The 19,819-nt window shown below is 61.6% G+C and carries 21 protein-coding genes and 1 pseudogene; 4 read left to right on the forward strand and 18 right to left on the reverse strand.

Going from position 1 to position 19,819, the window contains the following annotated elements:
- On the forward strand, positions 1-220 hold a 220-nt coding region (locus G578_RS0104135), incomplete at its 5' end, for a transposase domain-containing protein (RefSeq protein WP_211228863.1).
- A gap of 383 nt (positions 221-603) precedes the next feature.
- Here G578_RS0104135 and G578_RS28965 read toward each other — a convergent pair.
- The 8 genes and pseudogenes from G578_RS28965 to G578_RS0104170 all read right to left on the reverse strand — a co-directional run bounded on the left by G578_RS28965 (position 604) and on the right by G578_RS0104170 (position 6,876).
- Entirely contained in the window at positions 604-1,689 is a 1,086-nt protein-coding gene (locus G578_RS28965) for a flavin-containing monooxygenase (RefSeq protein ID WP_036235793.1), read from the reverse strand.
- Between the two features lie 23 nt (positions 1,690-1,712).
- Complete coding sequence (gene lspA, locus G578_RS0104145; protein WP_009452631.1) at positions 1,713-2,177, reverse strand: signal peptidase II; 465 nt, start codon at positions 2,175-2,177, stop codon at positions 1,713-1,715.
- 25 nt (positions 2,178-2,202) lie between these two features.
- On the reverse strand, positions 2,203-2,946 hold the full coding sequence (locus G578_RS0104150) for a cytochrome c biogenesis CcdA family protein (protein WP_009452630.1): 744 nt from the start codon (positions 2,944-2,946) through the stop codon (positions 2,203-2,205).
- Positions 2,946-3,464, reverse strand: a complete 519-nt coding sequence (locus tag G578_RS30120; protein ID WP_425425870.1) for an SCO family protein — start codon at positions 3,462-3,464, stop codon at positions 2,946-2,948. The genes G578_RS0104150 and G578_RS30120 overlap by 1 nt, the downstream gene beginning before the upstream one ends.
- A pseudogene (locus G578_RS30385) lies at positions 3,370-3,567 on the reverse strand (hypothetical protein); the annotation flags it as partial. The pseudogene G578_RS30385 and the gene G578_RS30120, both read right to left, overlap by 95 nt.
- On the reverse strand, positions 3,564-4,067 hold the full coding sequence (locus G578_RS0104160; protein ID WP_009452628.1) for a copper chaperone PCu(A)C: 504 nt from the start codon (positions 4,065-4,067) through the stop codon (positions 3,564-3,566). The gene G578_RS0104160 and the pseudogene G578_RS30385, both read right to left, overlap by 4 nt.
- Entirely contained in the window at positions 4,060-4,677 is a 618-nt protein-coding gene (locus tag G578_RS0104165; protein ID WP_018065776.1) for a cation efflux transmembrane domain-containing protein, read from the reverse strand. The genes G578_RS0104160 and G578_RS0104165 overlap by 8 nt, the downstream gene beginning before the upstream one ends.
- 66 nt (positions 4,678-4,743) lie before the next feature.
- Positions 4,744-6,876 carry a heavy metal translocating P-type ATPase gene (locus tag G578_RS0104170; RefSeq protein WP_028793179.1) on the reverse strand — a complete coding sequence of 711 codons (2,133 nt, stop codon included), beginning with the start codon at positions 6,874-6,876 and terminating at the stop codon, positions 4,744-4,746.
- A 221-nt stretch (positions 6,877-7,097) separates the two neighbouring features.
- Here G578_RS0104170 and G578_RS0104175 point away from each other — a divergent pair, with 221 nt between their 5' ends.
- The 3 genes from G578_RS0104175 to G578_RS0104185 all read left to right on the forward strand — a co-directional run bounded on the left by G578_RS0104175 (position 7,098) and on the right by G578_RS0104185 (position 8,669).
- Positions 7,098-7,538 carry a disulfide bond formation protein B gene (locus G578_RS0104175; RefSeq protein ID WP_024706423.1) on the forward strand — a complete coding sequence of 147 codons (441 nt, stop codon included), beginning with the start codon at positions 7,098-7,100 and terminating at the stop codon, positions 7,536-7,538.
- Positions 7,535-8,194 carry a DsbA family protein gene (locus G578_RS0104180; protein WP_028793180.1) on the forward strand — a complete coding sequence of 220 codons (660 nt, stop codon included), beginning with the start codon at positions 7,535-7,537 and terminating at the stop codon, positions 8,192-8,194. The genes G578_RS0104175 and G578_RS0104180 overlap by 4 nt, the downstream gene beginning before the upstream one ends.
- Positions 8,195-8,264: 70 nt before the next feature.
- On the forward strand, positions 8,265-8,669 hold the full coding sequence (locus G578_RS0104185; protein ID WP_009452623.1) for a MerR family transcriptional regulator: 405 nt from the start codon (positions 8,265-8,267) through the stop codon (positions 8,667-8,669).
- Between the two features lie 142 nt (positions 8,670-8,811).
- Here the strand turns inward: G578_RS0104185 and G578_RS24630 are convergent, their stop codons facing one another.
- From G578_RS24630 to G578_RS24645, 10 genes are all read right to left on the reverse strand, one after another.
- Complete coding sequence (locus G578_RS24630; RefSeq protein ID WP_245565553.1) at positions 8,812-9,165, reverse strand: recombinase family protein; 354 nt, start codon at positions 9,163-9,165, stop codon at positions 8,812-8,814.
- A 66-nt stretch (positions 9,166-9,231) separates the two neighbouring features.
- Positions 9,232-9,501 (reverse strand): Tn3 family transposase, encoded by a 270-nt coding sequence (locus G578_RS0104195; protein WP_028793181.1) that lies wholly within the window; start codon positions 9,499-9,501, stop codon positions 9,232-9,234.
- A gap of 106 nt (positions 9,502-9,607) precedes the next feature.
- The gene (gene istB, locus G578_RS0104200) at positions 9,608-10,480 is read right to left on the reverse strand and encodes an IS21-like element helper ATPase IstB (RefSeq protein WP_028793182.1); all 873 of its coding nucleotides are present in this window, start codon (positions 10,478-10,480) and stop codon (positions 9,608-9,610) included.
- Positions 10,477-11,745 (reverse strand): IS21 family transposase, encoded by a 1,269-nt coding sequence (istA, locus tag G578_RS0104205; protein ID WP_028793183.1) that lies wholly within the window; start codon positions 11,743-11,745, stop codon positions 10,477-10,479. Before istA ends, istB begins: the two co-directional genes overlap by 4 nt.
- A 126-nt stretch (positions 11,746-11,871) precedes the next feature.
- On the reverse strand, positions 11,872-14,547 hold the full coding sequence (locus G578_RS24635; RefSeq protein ID WP_084618682.1) for a Tn3 family transposase: 2,676 nt from the start codon (positions 14,545-14,547) through the stop codon (positions 11,872-11,874).
- Between the two features lie 167 nt (positions 14,548-14,714).
- Positions 14,715-15,998, reverse strand: coding sequence for an adenylate/guanylate cyclase domain-containing protein (locus G578_RS28155; protein ID WP_084618683.1), 1,284 nt, complete (start codon positions 15,996-15,998; stop codon positions 14,715-14,717).
- Positions 15,995-17,320 carry an APC family permease gene (locus G578_RS0104220; RefSeq protein WP_028793184.1) on the reverse strand — a complete coding sequence of 442 codons (1,326 nt, stop codon included), beginning with the start codon at positions 17,318-17,320 and terminating at the stop codon, positions 15,995-15,997. The genes G578_RS28155 and G578_RS0104220 overlap by 4 nt, the downstream gene beginning before the upstream one ends.
- Positions 17,321-17,396: 76 nt before the next feature.
- On the reverse strand, positions 17,397-18,086 hold the full coding sequence (locus G578_RS0104225) for a CBS domain-containing protein (protein ID WP_028793185.1): 690 nt from the start codon (positions 18,084-18,086) through the stop codon (positions 17,397-17,399).
- Positions 18,087-18,273: 187 nt separating this feature from the next.
- Positions 18,274-18,975, reverse strand: a complete 702-nt coding sequence (locus G578_RS0104230; RefSeq protein ID WP_028793186.1) for a copper resistance protein B — start codon at positions 18,973-18,975, stop codon at positions 18,274-18,276.
- Positions 18,976-18,979: 4 nt separating this feature from the next.
- Positions 18,980-19,819: multicopper oxidase domain-containing protein (locus G578_RS24645; RefSeq protein ID WP_038013596.1), on the reverse strand; the 840-nt coding region annotated here is incomplete at its 5' end.

The following is a 19,819-nucleotide window of genomic DNA, read 5'->3' on the forward strand; positions in this document are numbered from 1 at the left end:
GTCGATCCGAGGGATCGCCGTCGGGCGGAAGAACTACCTCTTCATGGGCTCCGAGGGCGGCGGCAAGGCCGGGGCCATCGCCTACACCCTCATCGAGACCGCCAAGCTAAACGGCGTCGACCCGCAGGCCTGGCTCACCGACGTGCTCGGCCGGATCGCCGAGCACAAGATCAACTGGCTCGATGAGTTGTTGCCCTGGACCTACGCTCAGCACTGCTGAGCGTACCGGCGATCGTCAGACCTGGTCAGATGGGCTTGGCCAGACGCTCACGATCGGGCGTCGCCCCATGACGGTCATTGGAAGCGCTAGTCGCTAAGCTCCACAGTCGGGCAAGCGCGCAATTCTGTTCCTCTGGGGTTGCAGAAATCCGCCCTAGATAGAGATCAATCTCCGCTGAGGATCGCCGCGACGTCGGTCCTCCAGAGGTGGTCCCTGAAATCCTGACAGGCCCCTGTGCATTATTGGGACATAGATTCACGGTAGGAACCTGCTGGACGGTACCAACGCGGTCGGGCAACAAGCGACGCCATCCGGGACGTCCCTGAGGCAGGTCATTGCTTCTGAAACCAGACGCTGCAGGTGGCCGACGTCACCGCGACCTATCATACCGGCACGTCGCGACCGGAGCAGAATTTCGCGCATGCGGCGACAACTGCGGAAGCATCTTCACCAGCGCCCATCACGAAGGCTGAAGCACGATTTCGCTGCCACGGACGTCCTAGATGAAAAAGGCCCGGTACGGGAGAAAGGCTGCCTTCTTGCAGAATGCTTCCGTTGGAACGGGTACTGCCTGGAATCTGGAGCCATGCGCTATCGTCTCGATATCCGATGCACCAGATGACGGAATCGATCACCCGTTTCGATCCATCGGCAAAGAATGCGAGGCGGTCTTGTGAAGAGACTAAGCGTTTCGCGACGGCTACGCCCCTTCGTTCCAAGTCGTCAAGGCTCCGATCCCTGTCAGGAAAGGGGTCCGCGCGCCGCATCACGCGTCCTATCGTCGATTCGGGCCTTGCTCTCATCAAGCCCAATGTGTGCAGCCACCACCATGTACTCTGGCCCAGAATGCGCTCGGGAAACAGACGGCGGCTGCGTCCAGCCGCAAGCACCACTTCATGGGTCAAAGCCAGCTCGGCTGCGATGTCGCGTCCGCTTGCTCCATCTCCGACAATAAGGACCATGCCAAGCGGGAGATCACTGGGATTGTGATAACTTTCCGGTGTTAGTTGCTTGACTGCGCTGTCGAAGCCGGCAGCAATCGTTGGGATTATCGGTTTCTGAAACGCACCCGTCGCGACGATCACTGCCTTCGCTACTATGTACCTGCCATCGTCGAGTTGCGCGGCGAACCGCTCATCGGCCCGGCGTTCGAGCCGAGCCACACCATTTCCGGAATGCACCGGTAGGTCGAAATGGCTGGCGTAGGTTTCGAGATAATTCGCAAACTCGTCTCGCGTTGGATAGCCTTCTGGGTCCCCATCGAGCGCAAGACCAGGCAGCGAACTAAATGCGCGCGGAGTGAACAGGGTCAGGGAATCGTAGCGATGGCGCCAACTGTCGCCGACGCGGGCATGGCGATCGACGATTTGGAATGAAAGCTCTGGTCGGGCAAGATAATAGCCGGCTGCGAGTCCCGCTTGACCCGCGCCGATCACTAGAACGTCTATTTCCTCCGAACCATGGCTCACGGATAGCTGGCGAGGGCTTCTGTTCATGCAGCCTTTGCTTTGCCTTTTACCAGAATGCTCTCCATCAGCAAAAGCCCTACCCCACAGACAATCGCCACGTCGGCAAGATTGAAGGCGGGCCAATGATAGCTGCCGATGTAAAAATCCAGGAAATCCGTCACGGCACCCTGCCGGAGCCGGTCGAGCAGATTGCCGAGCGCCCCCCCAACCACGAGCCCGAGGGCGGATGCCGTCAGGCGGCTGTCGCTTCGATGGATCCAGATAAGGAGGCCGGCGACTATAGCGAGCGGGAACGCCATCAGGAGCCAAACCGGCGCCTGGCCGAACAATCCGAAGCTCACGCCGGTGTTAAAGCCGAGCACGAGATTAAAGAAGCCGGTGACGGGAATGACCTGAGGTGGATTCATAACATGGTCCATGACCCACCACTTCGTCGCCTGATCAATGAAAAACCCGCCAAGGGCGAGTGGAAGGCCGAGCCTGAGCATGTCCGAATGTCCTTTAAACTCCGGCTTAGCCGATCCGACCGAGGGCCGGGAACGTCTGGAGTAGCCATATTGCAAAGCTAGAGAGATGGCCGGTGATCATGGCGATGCCCATCACCACCATCACCCCACCAGCGACGATTTTGAGCACCCGGCCGGTGCGGCGCATCGACATCATCCGCGCCATGAACCCGCGCATGAATAAAGCCGCCAAGATGAAAGGGAGGCCAAGGCCCAGGGAATAGACGGCGAGCAGCGTCGTTCCGCTTGCAACCGTGGCGTTGGCAGCGGAGAGGGTCAGAATCGCACCTAGCACTGGTCCGATGCAGGGAGTCCAGCCGAACGCAAAAGCGAGACCCAGGAGATAAGCGGCCCCAGCGCTTCCGCTGCCCGGATTGGCATGGAACCGGGCTTCACGATTGAGCCAGGGCATTGGTACGAGGCCGGTCGTGAATAGGCCGAAGACGATAACGATCCCTCCGCCAATCAGGTTCGCTTCGAAAAGATACATGCGCAAGAGCCGGCTCAACACGGTGGCGCTGGCCCCAAGGATGACAAACACGGTCGTGAAGCCGAGCACGAAGCAGAGGCTGAGGCCGAGAGTTCGGCCCGCTGCCCTGAATTCTGTATCGGCCGCAATTCCGTCCGGGCTAATCGTGCGGCCTGCAACGTAGGAAATATAGCCCGGCACCAGCGGCAGAACGCAGGGCGACAGGAAGGATATAACGCCAGCGGCGAAAGCCGTCGCCATTCCGATACTGGAGAACTCCATCAGCCAATCTCGCCCACTAGACGGCGGAGCTTCTGCAAGCGAATCTCACGCGGCTCGTGCATGTCGAGCGTGCCGACGAATTGGCTCTCGGCATCCATCATGTAGACGCCTGCGGTGTGATCCATCGTGTATTCGCCCCCCTCCAGAGGCACTTTTCGCGCGTAGGCCGCAAAGGCCTTCACCACGGCGTCCGTTTCCTGTCGATTTCCCCGCAATGCGAGGATGCGATCATCAAAGGCTGTCATGTATTGAGCCAGCAGCTCTTGGCTGTCTCGTTCGGGATCGACGGTGAAGAACAGTACGTTGAACTGGTCGGCCACCGGCCCGAGCTCGTTCATGAGATCGCTGAGTTCGTAGAGCGTCGTCGGACACACATCGGGGACAATGGGTGAAGCCGAAGAAGGCGAGATAAGGCTTTCCAGCAAGCGCGGCATTGTCGATCGTCCCGCCTTGATGCGATGTGAGCTGGAACGGGCCGCCGATAGCTGCGATGCCTGTCGAAGACGCGACCGCCGCATTTTGCTGCTGCCAAGGCTTGGACACTGACAAGCCGATGAAAAGCCCACCGACAGCGGCGACGGCAACCCATGCAACAAGACGGAAAAGTTTGACGCCGCTCATTGGACAGCCTCTCCGTGCCCGTCATGTTCGTTCGCAAATTCCGGACGAGCACCCATGTTCTGCACAGCGAACTCAACGTCGATGGTACCGGCCTGCTCGAACACCAGTGTTGCGGCAAACCGCTCCCCTTCCTTCAAAGGACGCGATGGCTTCAAAAACATGATGTGTATACCGCCAGGTTGAAGTTCGACCGTCTTGCCAGCCCCAATTTCGATGCCATTTTGCACCGGCCTCATGCTGGCAACCCCGTCGATCACGGTCGACTCGTGGATTTCCGCCCGTTCTGACAGAGGTGATGAGATCGAAACCAGACGGTCGGCCATACCGCCATCGTTCGTTAGCGTCAGATAGCCGCCGGCTACCGGCGCGACCGGCGGAGTCGCGCGCGACCACGGATGATTGATGGTGATCGAACCGGCTTGGAAGTCGTGACCAACGGCAGGAGAGATCAATACCGCAAGGGTAAGGAAGGCGGCGGATAGGGCTCGTGAACTAATCATGTTGATTAACTTTCTCTCCAGCTTCCCCGGCCTTTTCAAGAATTTCCAAGCCGCTTCTGACAACGACAACAACCACGCCCAGGCCGATGATCAGATCCGGGTAGGGCGAATTGAAAAGGATTACGGCCAGACCCGAAAGCGCGATGGCTGAGTTCACGAGCATGTCGTTTGTCGTGAAAATCCATGAGGCTTGCAGATGCACGCCGCCTTCCCGATGAGAATTCAGGAACCACATGCAGATCATATTCGTAAGCGCGCTCGCGATTGCCACGGCAATCATGACCGGCCCTATCGGATCGGAGCCAGTGAAGAAGCGACGACCGACTTCAAATAGAAGAAGACCAGCGAAAACCATCAGAAGGATACCCGACAGCCGGGCAACTCGAACCTTCGCCGCCAAACCGCGACCTACGACGAAAAGGCTAATAGCGTAGACACCGGCATCGCCAAGATTATCGAGTGCAGAGCCCATCAATCCTGTTGACTGAGCCCACCACCCTAATCCCCCCACAATGGCTGCCTGGGCCGTATTGATCGCAAGCACCCATGCGAGCGCCCATTGTTCGCTCTTCTCGGATGAAGTGGCACTGCCCTTGGACTGATTACTCATAAATTACACCTCGGCTTTCTTGGCGAGAAGTGGAAGCCGCGACCTGCCTTCGCGCACTGCTTGGGCTCATTTGTCGCGGGTGCCGCGCCAGGTCAGCAGGCGCAGCGCATTGGCTGTAACGAGGACCGTAGCGCCCGTATCGGCGAGAATCGCCATCCAGAGCGTGGTAATGCCGAATAGAGTCGTCACGAGGAAGACGGCCTTCAGACCAAGCGCTATGGCGATATTTTGCCAAATATTGCCGAGTGTCGCCTGTGACAACCCGATGAGATCGGCAACACCCGTCACCCGGTTTCTGAGCAGCGCGGCATCTGCGGTCTCCAGAGCAACGTCGGTGCCTGCACCCATGGCAACGCCAACGGAAGCGGCTGCGAGCGCCGGCGCGTCATTGATACCGTCTCCCACCATGGCGATCGGGCCATTAGCTTTGAGGCGACCGATCTCGGCGAGCTTGGCGTCGGGCAACAATTCGGCGCTTGCCTCAAGGCCAAGATGGGCCGCAATGGCGTCGGCCGTGCGCTTGTTGTCGCCGGTCAGCATCAGTGGCCGCACACCTCGATCTGTCAGCCGCTTCACACCTTCGATAGCGTCGTCGCGCGGTTCGTCGCGCAACGCGATCAATCCCTCGATGGTCTTGCCCTTTATAAGCACGACGACCGTCTTGCCCTGGCTCTCCAGTGTGGTGATCGTCTCGGCAATGTTCTCTTCGAGGGCAGCCTGTTCGGCGGCATGACGGGGAGACCCGACCGAAGCGAAGCCGTCCTTCAACCGCGCTGTGACCGCTTTGCCGGGTGTGGCAACGCCGCCCCCGACGGTGACGGGCAGTTCGAGCCCCCGCACTTTTGCCGCCTCCACGATTGCAACCCCGAGAGGATGGCTGGTGCTGCGCTCGACGGCCGCTGCAATGGCAAGGACGGCGTTCTCGTCCCCATTGATCGGCACAATGTCCGTCACCTGGGGATGGCCACGCGTCAGCGTTCCTGTCTTGTCGAAGGCAACAGTTACGACCTTACCGAGTATTTCCAGTGCCGCGCCCCCCTTAATCAGCAATCCCTGACGCGCGCCGGCGGCAAGACCCGAGGCAATAGCCGCCGGCGTGGAAATCACGAGCGCGCAGGGGCAAGCAATCAGCAACGTCGCAAGACCCCGATATACCCATGTCATCCAGTCACCGCCGAAGGCGAGCGGCGGCACCACGACGATCAGAGCCGCGACGACCATAGCGCCAGGCGTATACCAGCGGCTGAAACGGTCGATCATACGCGCCGTCGGGGCCTTTGATTCCTGAGCTTCCTCGACCATGTGGATGATGCGGGCAATGGTATTGTCGGCCGCGACATGACTGATCGACACTCGCAACTCGCCATTTGCATTGATGCTGCCGGCATAGACGTTTGCGCCGGCTTCTTTAAGCACGGGCATGGATTCGCCTGTCACGGGCGCCTCATCGACCTCAGATGCACCATCAATCACCGTGCCGTCAGACGGCACACGGTCCCCAGGCCGAACAACGACGACATCACCAATAGCCAACTCTTCGGCAGCGACCTGCTCAATGACACCATCACGCTCGCGGAACGCGACCCGGGGCACGAGATCGATCAGCGCTTCAATGCCTGCCCGCGCACGGCCTGCCGCCACGGTTTCAAGCAGCTCGCCCACTGCGAACAGGAAGATCACGACAGCAGCTTCTTCGGCCTCGCCGATGGCGACCGCGCCGAGTGCCGCGACCGTCATCAACGTCTCGATGGTGAAGGGTGAGCCGGACATCGCACCGGCGACCGCCCGCCGCGCGAACGGGATAACGCTGATCAGGGCCGCACCTGAATAGAGCCATTGCTCCCAATCCGGCAGGATACGCGCAATGGCGAAGGCAAGCATGAACAGTGCGCCGGTCAGCAGTACAAGCCGACCCTTGCTGCCTTTCCACCACGCCTCTGTGATGCGCTTCCGAGGCGGCCCCCCCTTCGTCTCAGCCTGCTCGATCACTGGCGTGTACCCGAGCGCTCGGATCTTTTGCTCAATAGTGCCGAGGGCCGTCCGGTCTTCATCGAGTTGCAATGCTAGCGTCTCGTTGGCGTAGCTGACATTGATGTCGCTAACGCCCGGCAGGCGTTGCATCGCCGTCTCGATTTTCAATGCGCACGAGGCGCAGTCCATGCCTTCTATACGCAGTCTGTAAGGGCTCGCTGCCGCCATGGTGTCACCTCGATGGTTTAATGTGACACCGCAGATAGACCCTGTAGCAACTATAGGGTCAAGAGTGGACTTCGTTTATTTGATTTCGCGCTGCGATCCACGTGCAAATTCGCGGTACAACTTCATTAAGGAGCCTTGACCCTGTAGTGGGTACAGGGTGCAGAAATAGTTGAATGCAAAGGTAAATGGAGCGAAGCGAAACGATGGCGAAAGGGAGTGCTATGACCACCGGGGCGGGCACGACTGCAAATACCTGGGCGTTCGTCTTCTCGGCATGGCTCATTGCGCTTGCCGCCTCGCTCAGCGCTCTCTTCATTGGTGAGGTCATGGGACAGACGCCGTGCAATCTGTGCTGGCATCAGCGCGCTTTCATGTTTCCGCTGGCGGTCATTCTGGCTGTCGCTAGCTTTCGAGGTGATGCCAGCGTTTCCCGGTACGGACTTCCACTGGCTGCCCTAGGTGCCGCCATCGCTGCATTCCACTCCCTCCTTTATGCGAGGATCCTTCCAGCAGCCATCGAGCCTTGTACACAAGACGGCCCGTCATGTTCTGGCGTCGAGATGACGGTCCTTGGCATTTTGCCGCTCCCTTACCTATCGCTCGCCGCCTTTGGGAGCATCGCTCTTCTTCTCGTTCTCGCGCACCGGAGACGTTCAACATGACCAGACGGTCCATCGTACTTCTCACTGGCCTTGTCGCACTGATTGTCTTTGCAGGCGGTGCCTTTATCTACGACCGGTACGGCGGCCTCTCGGCACAGCCCGTTGCACCGGCGCAAGGTGATGCGTTGGTCAGGGCGCATTCACCCGTAATCGGCCCAGCGGATGCGCCGGTGACGATCGTGGAATTCTTTGATCCGTCCTGCGAGGCGTGCCGAGCTTTCTATCCAGCCGTTAAGCAGATCATGGCGAATTTCCCTGCCGAGACGCGCCTGGTCATCCGATACGCGCCCTTCCATGACGGATCTGACGAAGCCGTCAGGATTCTGGAAACAGCCCGTCTTCAGGACAGATACGAACCGATACTGGAAGCCCTGCTGGCGCGACAGCCGGAATGGGCCGTGCATGGTGCACCCGATCTCGAGAAAGCCTGGGAAATCGTGGCGGCGGCTGGGTTGGATGTTGAGCAGGCACGGCGTGAGATGTCCTCGGCCGAGATTGACGCCGTTCTTGAGCAGGATATGGCCGATGTTCAGAGCAATAATGTGCGCCAGACACCGACCTTTTTCGTGAATGGCAGGCCGCTGGAATCCTTCGGACCGCAGCAACTCCACGACCTGGTGCGTGAAGAGGTGGAGAGCGCCAGAGCGGCGCACTAGGCGAGCCATCGAGATCGACAAACGTCCAAATAGAACCTACATGACCCTTTATACGCTATAGGGTCATAAAATGAACTCTTCAATTCTGACGATCGGTCATCTTGCAAGGCAAACCGGTACCAAGGTCGAAACGATCCGCTTTTACGAGAAGAACGGTCTACTGCCCGAGCCCTCGCGTACCGAAGGCAATTATCGGGCGTACGAGCCAGACCATCTGAACCGGCTGAGCTTTATCCGCCGGGCACGTGACCTGGGCTTCTCGCTCGACCAGATCAGAGCGCTTCTCACGCTATCCGACAATCGCGGACAATCCTGCGCAGCAGTTGATGCCATCGCTAGCGAACATCGTGCAGAGGTCGAAAAGAAGATCACTGATCTCATGGCGCTCAAGGCCGAACTCGACAGAATGATCGACCAGTGCGAGTGCGGCATCGTCGACGATTGCCGGATCATTGAAACCCTGTCGCCGAAATGATCGGAGGTCCATGCAGCTTTGCCGACGATCCATGTCTTGATCGACTGCAATTGGTAGGTCGTTCGACATCTTCCGCTTGGAAGGGTTGGCTGCTGAAAGCGGCCTTTCCGCTTTCCACCCCATGGAGGTCATCGGATCCAAGTCATGCCAAGGCCTCATGGGCTTCCCGCTGACGATATTCGGCAACGATTCTTGAGACGGTTGGCTCGCTCACGTCATAGAGCCGCGCCATCTCGGCGCCGGACTTGCGCCCCGCAACAACGGATTCGGCGATCTCACGCCGTTTCTTATCGTCAAGTTTGCGCCGCCGACCACCGAGCCGCCCTTCCAACCGCGCCTGCGCTAGCCCTGCGCTAGTCCGCTCGCGGATCATGGCGCGCTCGAACTCGGCGAATGAGCCGACCATCTGCATCATCATGCGGCCTGCCGGTGTCGTCGTGTCGATCGCTTCGGTCAGCGACCGGAAGCCGGCCCCCGCCGCTTCGATCTTTTCCATCAAGTGGGGAGCACCTCAAGGTTTGTTCGCCAGACCACGTTTTGTCGGACAAATCGTGAACACCGATTATGCTATGGATCGTAGCCGTGCTCCAGGATCGGTCAGAGCGCGGTAGCAGCCAGGGGCCAGCAGGTCCGATTGCTCCCAGAGATAATCGCCGGTCAGGCCGATGTGGGACCAGCCCATCGGTGAGATGTGCGCCAGCAGAGACTCGTTGATGGCGTCGCCGCGGGCTCGAAGATGCTCAGCCGCCCGCTCGAGGTACATCGTGTTCCAATAGGCGATCGCCGCGATCACCAGGTTCAGGCCCGAGGCACGGTGCTCCTGGTTCTCCAAGGTCCGGTCGGCAAAACGGCCCTGCCGGTGCGCGTAGACGGCCTGCTGTCAATGCCGCCCGTAATTTCCCCAGAAGCGCCGAAGTAAATTTCCCCAGTTTCGCCGGTCAGGTTGTCGCGGTGATGTGGTCGTTTTTGGGCGGCCGTCCCCTTGGCCGTCGTAGCGGTGCTGGGGTCGGCGGTGTGATGGTAGCCTTGGAGCGGACGTGCTCGGGCATGAGGTCGGCGTGCTGGCGCAACCGGTAGCTGGAGCCTTCGATCTGGATGACCAGAGCATGATGCAGCAGGCGGTCGAGGAGTGCGGTGGCGACGACCGGGTCTCCGAACACCTCGCCCCATTCGGCAAAGCCGCGGTTGGAGGTCAGGACCATCGCACCACGCTCGTATCGGGCGTTGACCAGCTGGAAGAACAGGTTGCCACCCCCAGGAACGACGGGCAGGTAGCCGATCTCGTCAACGATCAGCAGAGCCGGTCGACAGAAGAAGCGTATGCGTTCCGTCAGCCGTCCCTCGCGCTCGGCGCGGGCGAGTTGCCCGAGCAGGTCGGCGAGTGTGCAAAAGTAGACACTGCGCCCTGCCTTCACCGCCTCGACGCCGAGGGCGATGGCCAGATGGCTCTTGCCGGTGCCGGGCGGGCCGAGGAAGTGGACGACCTCGCAGCGACCGATAAAGCCGAGTTGTGCGAGGGTGAGGATACGATCGCGGTCGAGCGACGGCTGGAAGGAGAAGTCGAACCCTGAGAGCGTCTTGATGGTCGCCAGTCGGCCCATGCGCAGGGCCGTCTTGATGCGGCTGTTCTCGCGCAGGGTCAGTTCCTCGGCGAGCAGCATGTCGATGGCCTCCAGAGCACCGATCTCCCCGTGCTCGAGGCGGCGCACGACCTGATCGAGGGCTTCCAGGGCGCGTGGCATTTTCAGACCGACCAGATCGTGGCGGATCCGCTCCAGGGTCGACGGGGTCAGATCACCTGGAGCGCTCATGACCGGCACTCCCGGGCAAGACGGCGAGCGACAGCGTCGTAGAACTCCAGGGAGCGCTGAGCGACCACGTCGCCGGTTCGGCTGACGACCACATCTCCGTCGGCTCCACGTCTTCGTCCTGTGGAGCCCCCTCCTTTTCGGTGTCCAGGAGCCACCCGGCGCTGGTGGCGGCCTTCCAGGACCGGATGGGTCGCGATCAACGTGCCGTCCTCGAAGATCCTGATCTCCTGGGCGAGCGTGTGCACCTCGACCGTGCGCCGCCGGGTGGCATCCGGAACGCTGTAGAAGTTGCCACCGACGCTTACCATCCCTTCCCGGGAGATCCGTCGCTCCAGACGTAGTACGGAGCGGAACGGCGCCAGAGGCAGAACCAGCAGGTGCGGCTTCTCCTCGGCGAACGCCTCGTTCACGACCCGCCGGGTTGTGGCATGCACCCTGGGATTGGCGACACTGTCCAGCCAGCGCCGCAGCTGCTCGTTCAGATCGTCCAGGTTGCGGAACGAACGGGCCAAGAAGAAGTCCTCGCGGATGTATCGGAACGGCCGCTCGACCTTGCCCTTGGTCTTGGCCCGGTAGGGCTGGCACGCGCGCGGGTGGAAGCCATAGTGGCGGGCCAGATCCACAAGGGCCCTGTTGTAGACGATGCCGCGCGGCTCCCCGTCAGCAGCTTCGCCGATCACCGCCGTCTTCATGCGGTCGTAGAGAAGCTCGCGTGGCACGCCGCCGATCGCGTCGAAGGCGGCGACGTGGCAGCGCAGCACTGTCGCTAGGTCCTGATGGGCGACGAACCGTGCCCAGATCAGGCGGCTATGCCCCAGGACCAGCGAGAACAGCCACACGATCCGCGGCTGTTCCGGCTCATCGGTGAACACCACCTGGAACTGAGCAAAGTCGACCTGTCCTTGCTGACCGGGAGGTGTCTCGAAGCGGATCTCATAACCCGGTGTCGGCGCGGGACGGATATCACGCAGATAATCCGTCACCGCCGTATAGCCGCCGCTATAGCCGAGGTCCCGCAATTCTCGCAGCAGCCGGGCGCCGGTCAGGCCAGGCCACGTCATCACGCGTTCGCGCAGATAGGGGGTGTACGGATCCAGCAGACGTGACCGTGGCCTGCGTGGGCCATAGCTCGGTGGCTCCAGGCCGCGCTCGATGTAGCGACGAACGGTCTTGCGGTCGAACCCGCTCTCCCGTGCGATCGCCGATATAGACAGCCCCTGCCGATGCAGTTCCAAGATCATGAGCATCTCTCCCAGTTTGATCACCGCCGAACTCCTCTCGCCGACCGAGAGGAGCATCGGCAACTCGCCGCCGCCGGTCATCCGGGGCGCGCCCCGGATGACCGGCGACACGCCAACTGGGGAATTTTCAAACGGCGGTTCTGGGGAGATTCACTCCGGTATCAACACCTGCGCCAGGGCATGACGTGCCTCACCCTTGTTCAACCCGGATTGGCAGCGACGCCGCAGGCTCCGGCTCTCCAACCAGTCGATCGAGAACAGTGTCCGCTCGAGGCGGCCGACCTCGGCGAGGGCGAGGTCAAGGCGGTTCTGCCGTTTGTAGGCCGAGAGCTTCTGGAGCATGGTCGACGGAGCAACGACACCAGACCGGATGGAGGCGGCGAGCTGAAGGATGCCATCCCAGCTTTCGGCGATGACGTCGGTGCGGATCGGTCGTCCGAGGATCGGTTCGATCCCCTTGTACGCCGCCGACGGTTTGATGGTGCCGAGACGCTTGTCGGCAAGATCGCGCAAGCGCGGGACGAAGCGATACCCGAGCAGGTGGAACAGGGCGAAGACATGGTCGGTCGCCCCACCGGTGTCGGTGTAGTGCTCGCGCGGAAGCAAGCCGCTGCCGTGCAAGAGCAGGCCATCCAGCACATAGGGTGCTTCGTTGGCGGTCGCCGAGACGATCCGTGAATGGAACGACGCGAAATGATCTGACAGGTGGGTGTAGATCTTGATCCCTGGCTCGGCACCGTACTTGGCGTTCACTTCGCTGGCGCCGCCGCGTACCCGACCGGCCCGGAAGAACTGGCCGTCAGACGATGAAGCAGATCCGTCGCCCCAGTACCGAGCAAAGGGTTGAGCGTGGTGAGCGTCGATGATCCGGGCCAGTGCCGCACGATAGTTCTCGTCGGACAGGTACCAGTTGTGCGTCCAGGCCAGTTGCGCGTAGCTCACACCCTGGCTGGCGTTCGCCATCCGCTCCTGGCCGAGATTGGTGGCGTCAGCGAGGATCGCGGCGAGCACCGCGTTGGAATTGTCGTGCTCCTTGCCGGAACGCAGATCCCTGAAGCACGACACGAAGCCGGTGCGCTGCGCGACGTCGCGCAGCAGCTCGGTGATGCGTACGCGCGGCAGCAGCCCGTCGAGTCTGCGATCGAGCGCGTTGGCCTCCGGTGGTGTGTTCGCCGTCAGCGGCGTGATCCGGAGCTTACCACGCACCAGCGAGACGCCCTCGAGCCTCCCGGTGCGCAGCAGACGGGCCAGTCGAGACAGCCGCAGATCGAGTTCCTCCGCCCGACCCTGCAGGTACCGGGAGACGTCGGTATCGACGGGCAGGTCGGCGGCTGCCGCTGCGGCTTCCTGCTTGGACAGGAGGTAGGCGTCGAACTGGCGATAATTTCGCGTCCCATCGACCCAGACATCGCCGGATCGAAGGCCATCGCGCAGGGTGGCCAGAACGGCGGTCTCGTACAGGCGGCGGTTGATCGTTCCACCCTCCCGGACCAACTGCTTCCACCGCCTGCCGCGGAACGGCATGGGGGCGTCGTCCGGGACCTGGCGGCGGTTGCGCCGGTTGAGATCGCGGAGCAGGTCTACCGCCTTGATAAGCGTCTTGCCGCCCGTGGCTGCCTTGAACGTGAAGGCATCGAGGAAGGCCGGCGCGAACCGCCGCAGCGTGGCGTATTTCCCGGCGGCCGCCACGAGCATGTCCTCGCCGGCGAGCTCGGCCAGCGCCTCGACCTGCGGCCTCGCGGCGAGCAATCGGTGCCAGCCGACGGTCTCATCGACCAGGGCCACGGGATCGCCGTCGCCATCGCGGGCCGCCGTGAGTGCGTCGATGGTTCGGCCGAACAACCGCATTAGCTGGCCGACATCCCGCGTCGTTGCCTGGTAGCGGCGTTCCTGCCCGCGCCGTCCCCGCGTGAACAGCGAGCCGACAAGCTTGTCGAACATGCCGATCGCCGCGTCGGAGAGCCGGGTCTCGAGGTCGAGTGTGACCGCCGACAGCGTCGCGCGGCGGCGGTTCTGCGAGTAGTCCGAAAGCAGGAACGCCGGTGCCACGCTTCCTTCCCGGACGAACTGGCGGAACCGATGCTCGTGAATCAAGTCGCTGATCGATGGGTCGAGACCGATACCTCGTACATAGGCGAGCCGGTCGAGCAGATCGGTCAGATTGCCGGTGCTCGGCGACTCAGATATGTCGCGCAGCCACGCCAGCGGAGACGACCGCAGGACCGGGTCGTTCACCAGCAGTACGTCGATGCTGCTCCGCTGCCGTTCGTCCAGGGCGCTCGCCAGAAGGGCCGCCGACAGTTTGCGGGCACGGGCTCGCCCAGCCAATCCGATGCGCTCGATCGTGTCGGGGCTCGGCAAGATAATCCGGTCGGCGCGAAGCGCATCCACGACCGCAGTCGCGATCGGCAGGCCCTTGTCGGTCGACCAGGCCGCAGCGCCGGCAACCTCGATGAGGCAGGCTACATCATCCCGCATGAAGGCTCTCAGCCCAAGGAGATGGGCAATCTGCCGGCCATGATCCTGCCGGGTCTGTGAACGCCGACCATAGCGATCGAAAGACGCTGAGGAGACGCCGAGCTGGTGGGCGATGTAGGCGAGCAATTCCCCCGGAACGTCCTCGTCCACCCGCAGACCAAATCCTGGATACCGGAGCAGGCATAGCTGGACGGCGAAACCGAGCCGGTTCGAGGCACCGTATCGTCCGTTGGCCACTTCGATGTCGTTTGCCGACAGTGTGTAGTGCCGGATCAGGTCCGCCTGATGGTGGGGAACTGCGAATATCTCACGCCACTCGGCATCGTTCAGCAATCCCCGGCGCGCCATGGCTTCCTCCCGTCGGTTGTGGATGGAAAGCCTCGCGCAGAATCATAAATCGGTCACCGGAGCGACTGGTGGCCGTTGATCAAAACGGCAATGCAGGATGTTCATGGTTTGTCCGACAAAGCGTGGTCTGGCGAACAAACCTTGAGGTGACCCCTCACAATGGCCGTTCAGCGCATCAGGCCCATCGCTTCTATGGGAGTAGTTCGACCACGAAGCGTGTGCTCGCCGAGTGCAGACCATCTCGCCCCGTCATTCGGTATCCCGGCTTCGTTCAGTAGCGTCCGCGAAGTGACGAGGGGACAATCCGTTTCACGACTGAGCCGCTCCAGCCGCTCGGCCACGTTCACCGTATCTCCGATGACGGTATATTCGAGCAGCCGCCCGCTTCCCAGGACGCCTACAAACACTTCGCCGTAGTGACCGCCGATGCCGATCTCGATTCCCGCTTCACCTGAACTCATTCGCTCCTTTGACCACTTTGCCACCGTCTTCAGGACATCTACGCCGCACTCAACGGCGCCCCTAGCGTCATCAGGACCTGAGATTGGTGCGCCGAAAACAACCATCACCGCATCGCCGATGAACTTGTCAACGGTTCCACCGTGGCGGAAAACGCATTCGGTGACACGCTCCCTGAACTCGGACAACATCGTGCCGAGTTCCTCCGGGGACATGGTCTCGGCCATCGACGTGAAGCCCTTAATATCGACGAACAGGACCGCCACGGGCTGTCTCAGGCCGGATGAAAGGCCATTGAGTTCGTCGCGGCTCAACCTCTCAGCGATCCGCGGGGAAAAGAAGCGGGAAAGACGGGCGCTGCGCGCCGCCTGATCGATAGAACGGAGTAGTAGCCGCCTGGTTCGGTAAACGCCTAGTACCAGGATCGTGCCAGCCGTCGCGACCAGCACCGGTGGCAGGACATCGAATGCGAAGATCTCCCCCATGGGCCGAAGCCCCGTTGCAGCCATGCGTTGCGGCATCGCCATAGGCATACCCGGGAACGGCAGCAACGATGTTACAAGCACCGAAATCAAGAAGAGCGCCACGATGTACGCGATAAGCGCCGGCTGGTAGCGCATCGACGCATGGATCAGGACCACGAACATCAGCGTGGAGGCAGGCACGGAGACCATCTCCGCACTCAGTCCCATCGTGTTTGCCATGATGTGCATGTGGGTCACGATCAGGACCACGTCGAATGTAGCAAACGCGAAGGGCAGGATCGGGTGATACAACCTGCGCCAGGCCAGAATCAGGCTCGCCCCTGTGGCTAAGCCGTACAGACCGATATCGATCACCGCCCCCTGGTGGATCCCACCATCAGTCGCGGACAGTGCAACTGTCGCCACAAGGACCACGAGGATACCGACCCGAACGAATGCCGAGAGTAGGTCGGCTTGCATTTCCGATGCCCGTAGCTCCGGGAGTCGATCTAGTGCGAAACGTTTCATCCGTGCCCCGCATCATGGCCGTTGTCGCCCTCGCCCAGCCATCGGCGGAGATAGATCCGCTGAAAGGCGAAGACACAGACCATGGCGACAACCGCAATGACGACGATGACCGGATCCGACTGCCATTTCATCACCGCGAACGCGCCGAGAACTAAGACGTCCAATAGGATCGCAATGAGCATCACCCAGCCCTGCGCGCCGATCTCGTGCTTCAGCCACCGGTACACGCCAACATGGATCGCGATGTCCATGACCAAGTAGAAAAAAGCGCCGAGTGAGGCGATACGACTGAGGTCGAAAAAAACAGTGAGCACCGCTGCGGCGACCACGGTATAGACCAGGGTATGGTCGCGGATCCCACCAGGCATGCCGAAATGGCTGTGTGGTATCATCTTCATGTCGGTCAGCATGGCGAGCATCCGCGACACCGCGAAGATGCTGGCAAGCAGACCGGACGCGGTCGCCAGAACGGCGAGGGCGACCGTAAAATAGAAGCCGTATAACCCGAGAGTCGGTTGCGCCGCCTCCGCGAGAGCGTAATCCTTTGCAGCGACGATCTCGTCGAGCGAAAGACTGGAGCCGACCGCGAAGGCGACGAGTAGGTAGACGACAACGCAGACAAGGATCGATACTGTGATCGCGCGGCCGACATTGCGATGCGGATCTACCATCTCAGCGCCGCTGTTGGTGATCGTCGTGAAGCCCTTGAACGCCAGAATTGAGAGCGCCATCGACGCCACGAAGCCCGTCAACGGCAGGTCGTCGGCTTTGGCTCGTGGTTCGAAGGAGAAGCCCCCGGCCCAAAGCGCCGCCGCCCCGAAGAACGCGATCCCCCCGATCTTCAAGGCCGCCATGATCAGCGACACGAGGCCGACGGACCGGTTTCCGGAGATGTTAACCAGATAGGCGAAGACGATGAGGCCGACCCCCAGAACCGGCACGAGCGGGCTGTCAGTGCCAATGTCGAAAGGCCGAAGCACGTAGGTCCCGAAGGTTCGCGCGACTAGGCTTTCGTTGATGACCATGGACAGCGCCATGAGAACCGCCGCGCCGGCCGCAATCCCGCCAGGGCCGTAGGCTTTCTGGAGGATCATCCCGATGCCACCGGCCGAAGGATACGCGTTCGACATCTTCACGTAGGTGTAAGCGCTGAACCCGGTCACCAGCGCACCGGCAACGAATGACAGCGGAAACCACGGACCCGCCAGATCTGCGATCTGCCCGGTGAGGGCAAAGATCCCGGCGCCGATCATCACGCCAGTTCCCATCGAGATGCCGTCGATCAGCGTGATGCTGTTCTTCTGGTAAGTGCTGGAGGCCATGTCGTCCCCGTTGTTCTGTATAGGTCCAGGCCGTTCGGGTGTTGCCGCCCGAACGGCTGATACGGTAGCCGGTTGGTTAGAGTCCCCAGGCCCAGGCTGGAACATGCCCCAGTTGCAGGTGGACTTCCGACACGCCCGGGGTTTCTTCGACCGCGACCTTCACCGCACGGCTCTCGTCGTCTGTGTCAGTCACACCCCAGACCGTCACGACCGCGTCCCTAACGGTGACGTTCAGCAGGGATGGGTCTACCCCTGGGGTCGCGCGGATCGCGTTGACAACGGCCACGCGAAGCGCACGGTCGTCGCCACTGGGAGCGGACATCTTCTCTGCTGAAGCCAGCCCGTGCAGGAGATTGGCGCGGCTGACGATACCCAATACCCGGCCGTCCTCGACCACCGGCACACGCTTGATCCGGCGGGTCTCCAGAGTCTTCGCGATCTCGTGCACCGGCGTCGTTGGCGCAACAGTGACGACATCCCGGGTCATGATGTCCTCGGCCTTTGTGCCGTGCACCTTCACGAAATCTGCGGCAGCTGTGCTTGACCCTGTGAATGCCTCAAGCCACCAGGAACCTCTACGGTCACCTTCATTCTGCAGTCGCCTCATCAGGTCGCCTTCGCTGACCAACCCGGCCAAGCGATTGTGGGGGTCAACAACCGGAACTGCACTGATCCGGTTGTTGAGCAGGGTTTGAGCGATTTCTTCGACGGTGGTTCCGGGGGAGACCGTCACCACGCGGTCCGTCATGACATCTATTGCAAGCATGGATCCTCACCTTGCTCATGTGCCCGCTGACACCGGAGAACGAGTAGCCGAACTCGTACCAAGCGGGCGCTAGGACCAGCCGAACCGTGAAGACCAGTGTGTCCGCTCGGTACGGCTGGGGGCGGTGATCGGGCGCCACGACGATGTTGCCCGATCACCGGACTTGGTCGGATGGCGCGTCAGCGGGTCAGAACAGCATCTTCGTGCCGACTACGAAGAACAGGTTGTCCCTCGCCTCGCCCTCCGCCCGGGCGAGATCGGCTGTCTCACCGAACCGGCGCTCGTAATGGACGCCGATATATGGCGAGACCGCACGGTCCAGAAGATCGTAGCTGAGGCGGGCACCGAGCTCGAGTTTCGGCGCAAAGGCGCCGACCCCAAGTTCCGCGTCGTCCCCCAGCGGGGTATCCAACTCGACGCTTGGCGTCAGTATGATTCGGTTGGTTATAAGCCCCTCGTACTCGGCCTCGATCCGCACGAAGGAGGTCTCTCCGACATAGAGATCGGCATCGATCTCGAACCATTGCGGAGCCAGGCCCTTCACCCCGACCACACCGTAGGCGCGATCCTCGCCGCGAGGCGTATCCAGCCGGACGCCGACCACCGCATCGAAGAAGGTGGAGATCGGCTTCTGAAGACGAAGCTGGTTCTCTAGGGTTTCAAACTGTTTGCCTTCGGTGAGGTACTCCGCCTCGCTGCGCCAGACGACTTTTAGCTCGTCGGTCCCCACCAGGGCGTCGAAATCCCAGGCATAGAGGTCCGACCCGTCGTCGAACCGGCGCTCGGCCTGTTCGACCTGCAGGCCGTAGATCAGAGGTTCGGCCGAGGCCGGGACCGTCCAGAGGAGCGCCGGAACCAACGCCGCGGTTACAAGGATATTTCTGCGCATGGTGTTAGCCTCCGGTGGTGTGGTTCGAGGTGGTGTCGAGGTCGGCGCTCTTGCCGACCGGCCCACCTTCCACGACGACCTTGCGGAACATGCCGCTGTCGGCGTGATAGGAGAGATGGCAGTGGAAGGCCCACTGACCGGGCGCGTCGACCTCCGTCTCCATGAACACCGTCGTGCCGGGCGCGACGCTGACCACATGCTTGATCGGGTTCCACTTGCCCTGTCCGACATCGAGGATCGACCACATTCCGTGCAGGTGCATCGGATGGGTCATCATCGTCTCGTTGACGAACTTGAAGCGAACCCGCTCGCCGTACTGCAGCCGGATCGGCTCGGCGTCAGAGAATTTCACGCCGTTGATTGACCAGATGTAGCGCTCCATGTTGCCGGTCAGGCGCAGCTCAATCTCTCGGGTCGCGTCGCGGTGCTCGTAGAGTGGCTTCTGCGCCTTCAGGTCGGCATAGGACAGGAACTTGCCGCCATCCGCCGCCTGGGGGGTGAGACCGCTGCCGGGGGCGTAGAACGGATCGGCCGGTGCCGCCGCCATGGTCCCGTGGTCCATACCCTGCATGACCGAGCCGTCGGACATGATGTGCGTCGGCTGTCCCGAACTTTGGCCCATGGTTCCATGTCCCATAGCGCTATGGTCCATCGTGCCATGGTTCATGCCTTGCATGACCCTGCTGTCGGGCATGGTGTGCGTCGGCTGATTTGAGCCATGATCCATCGCGCCCTGGCCCATCGCGCCCTGATCCATGGACCCGTGCTCGCCATGGGCCATGCCCATATCCGCCATGGTCAGGAGCGGCGGTTCGCGCAGGTCCGGCACCTCCGCCTCCATCCC

The sequence above is a fragment of the Thalassobaculum salexigens DSM 19539 genome, from assembly GCF_000423805.1.
In the GTDB taxonomy this organism is placed as follows: domain Bacteria; phylum Pseudomonadota; class Alphaproteobacteria; order Thalassobaculales; family Thalassobaculaceae; genus Thalassobaculum; species Thalassobaculum litoreum.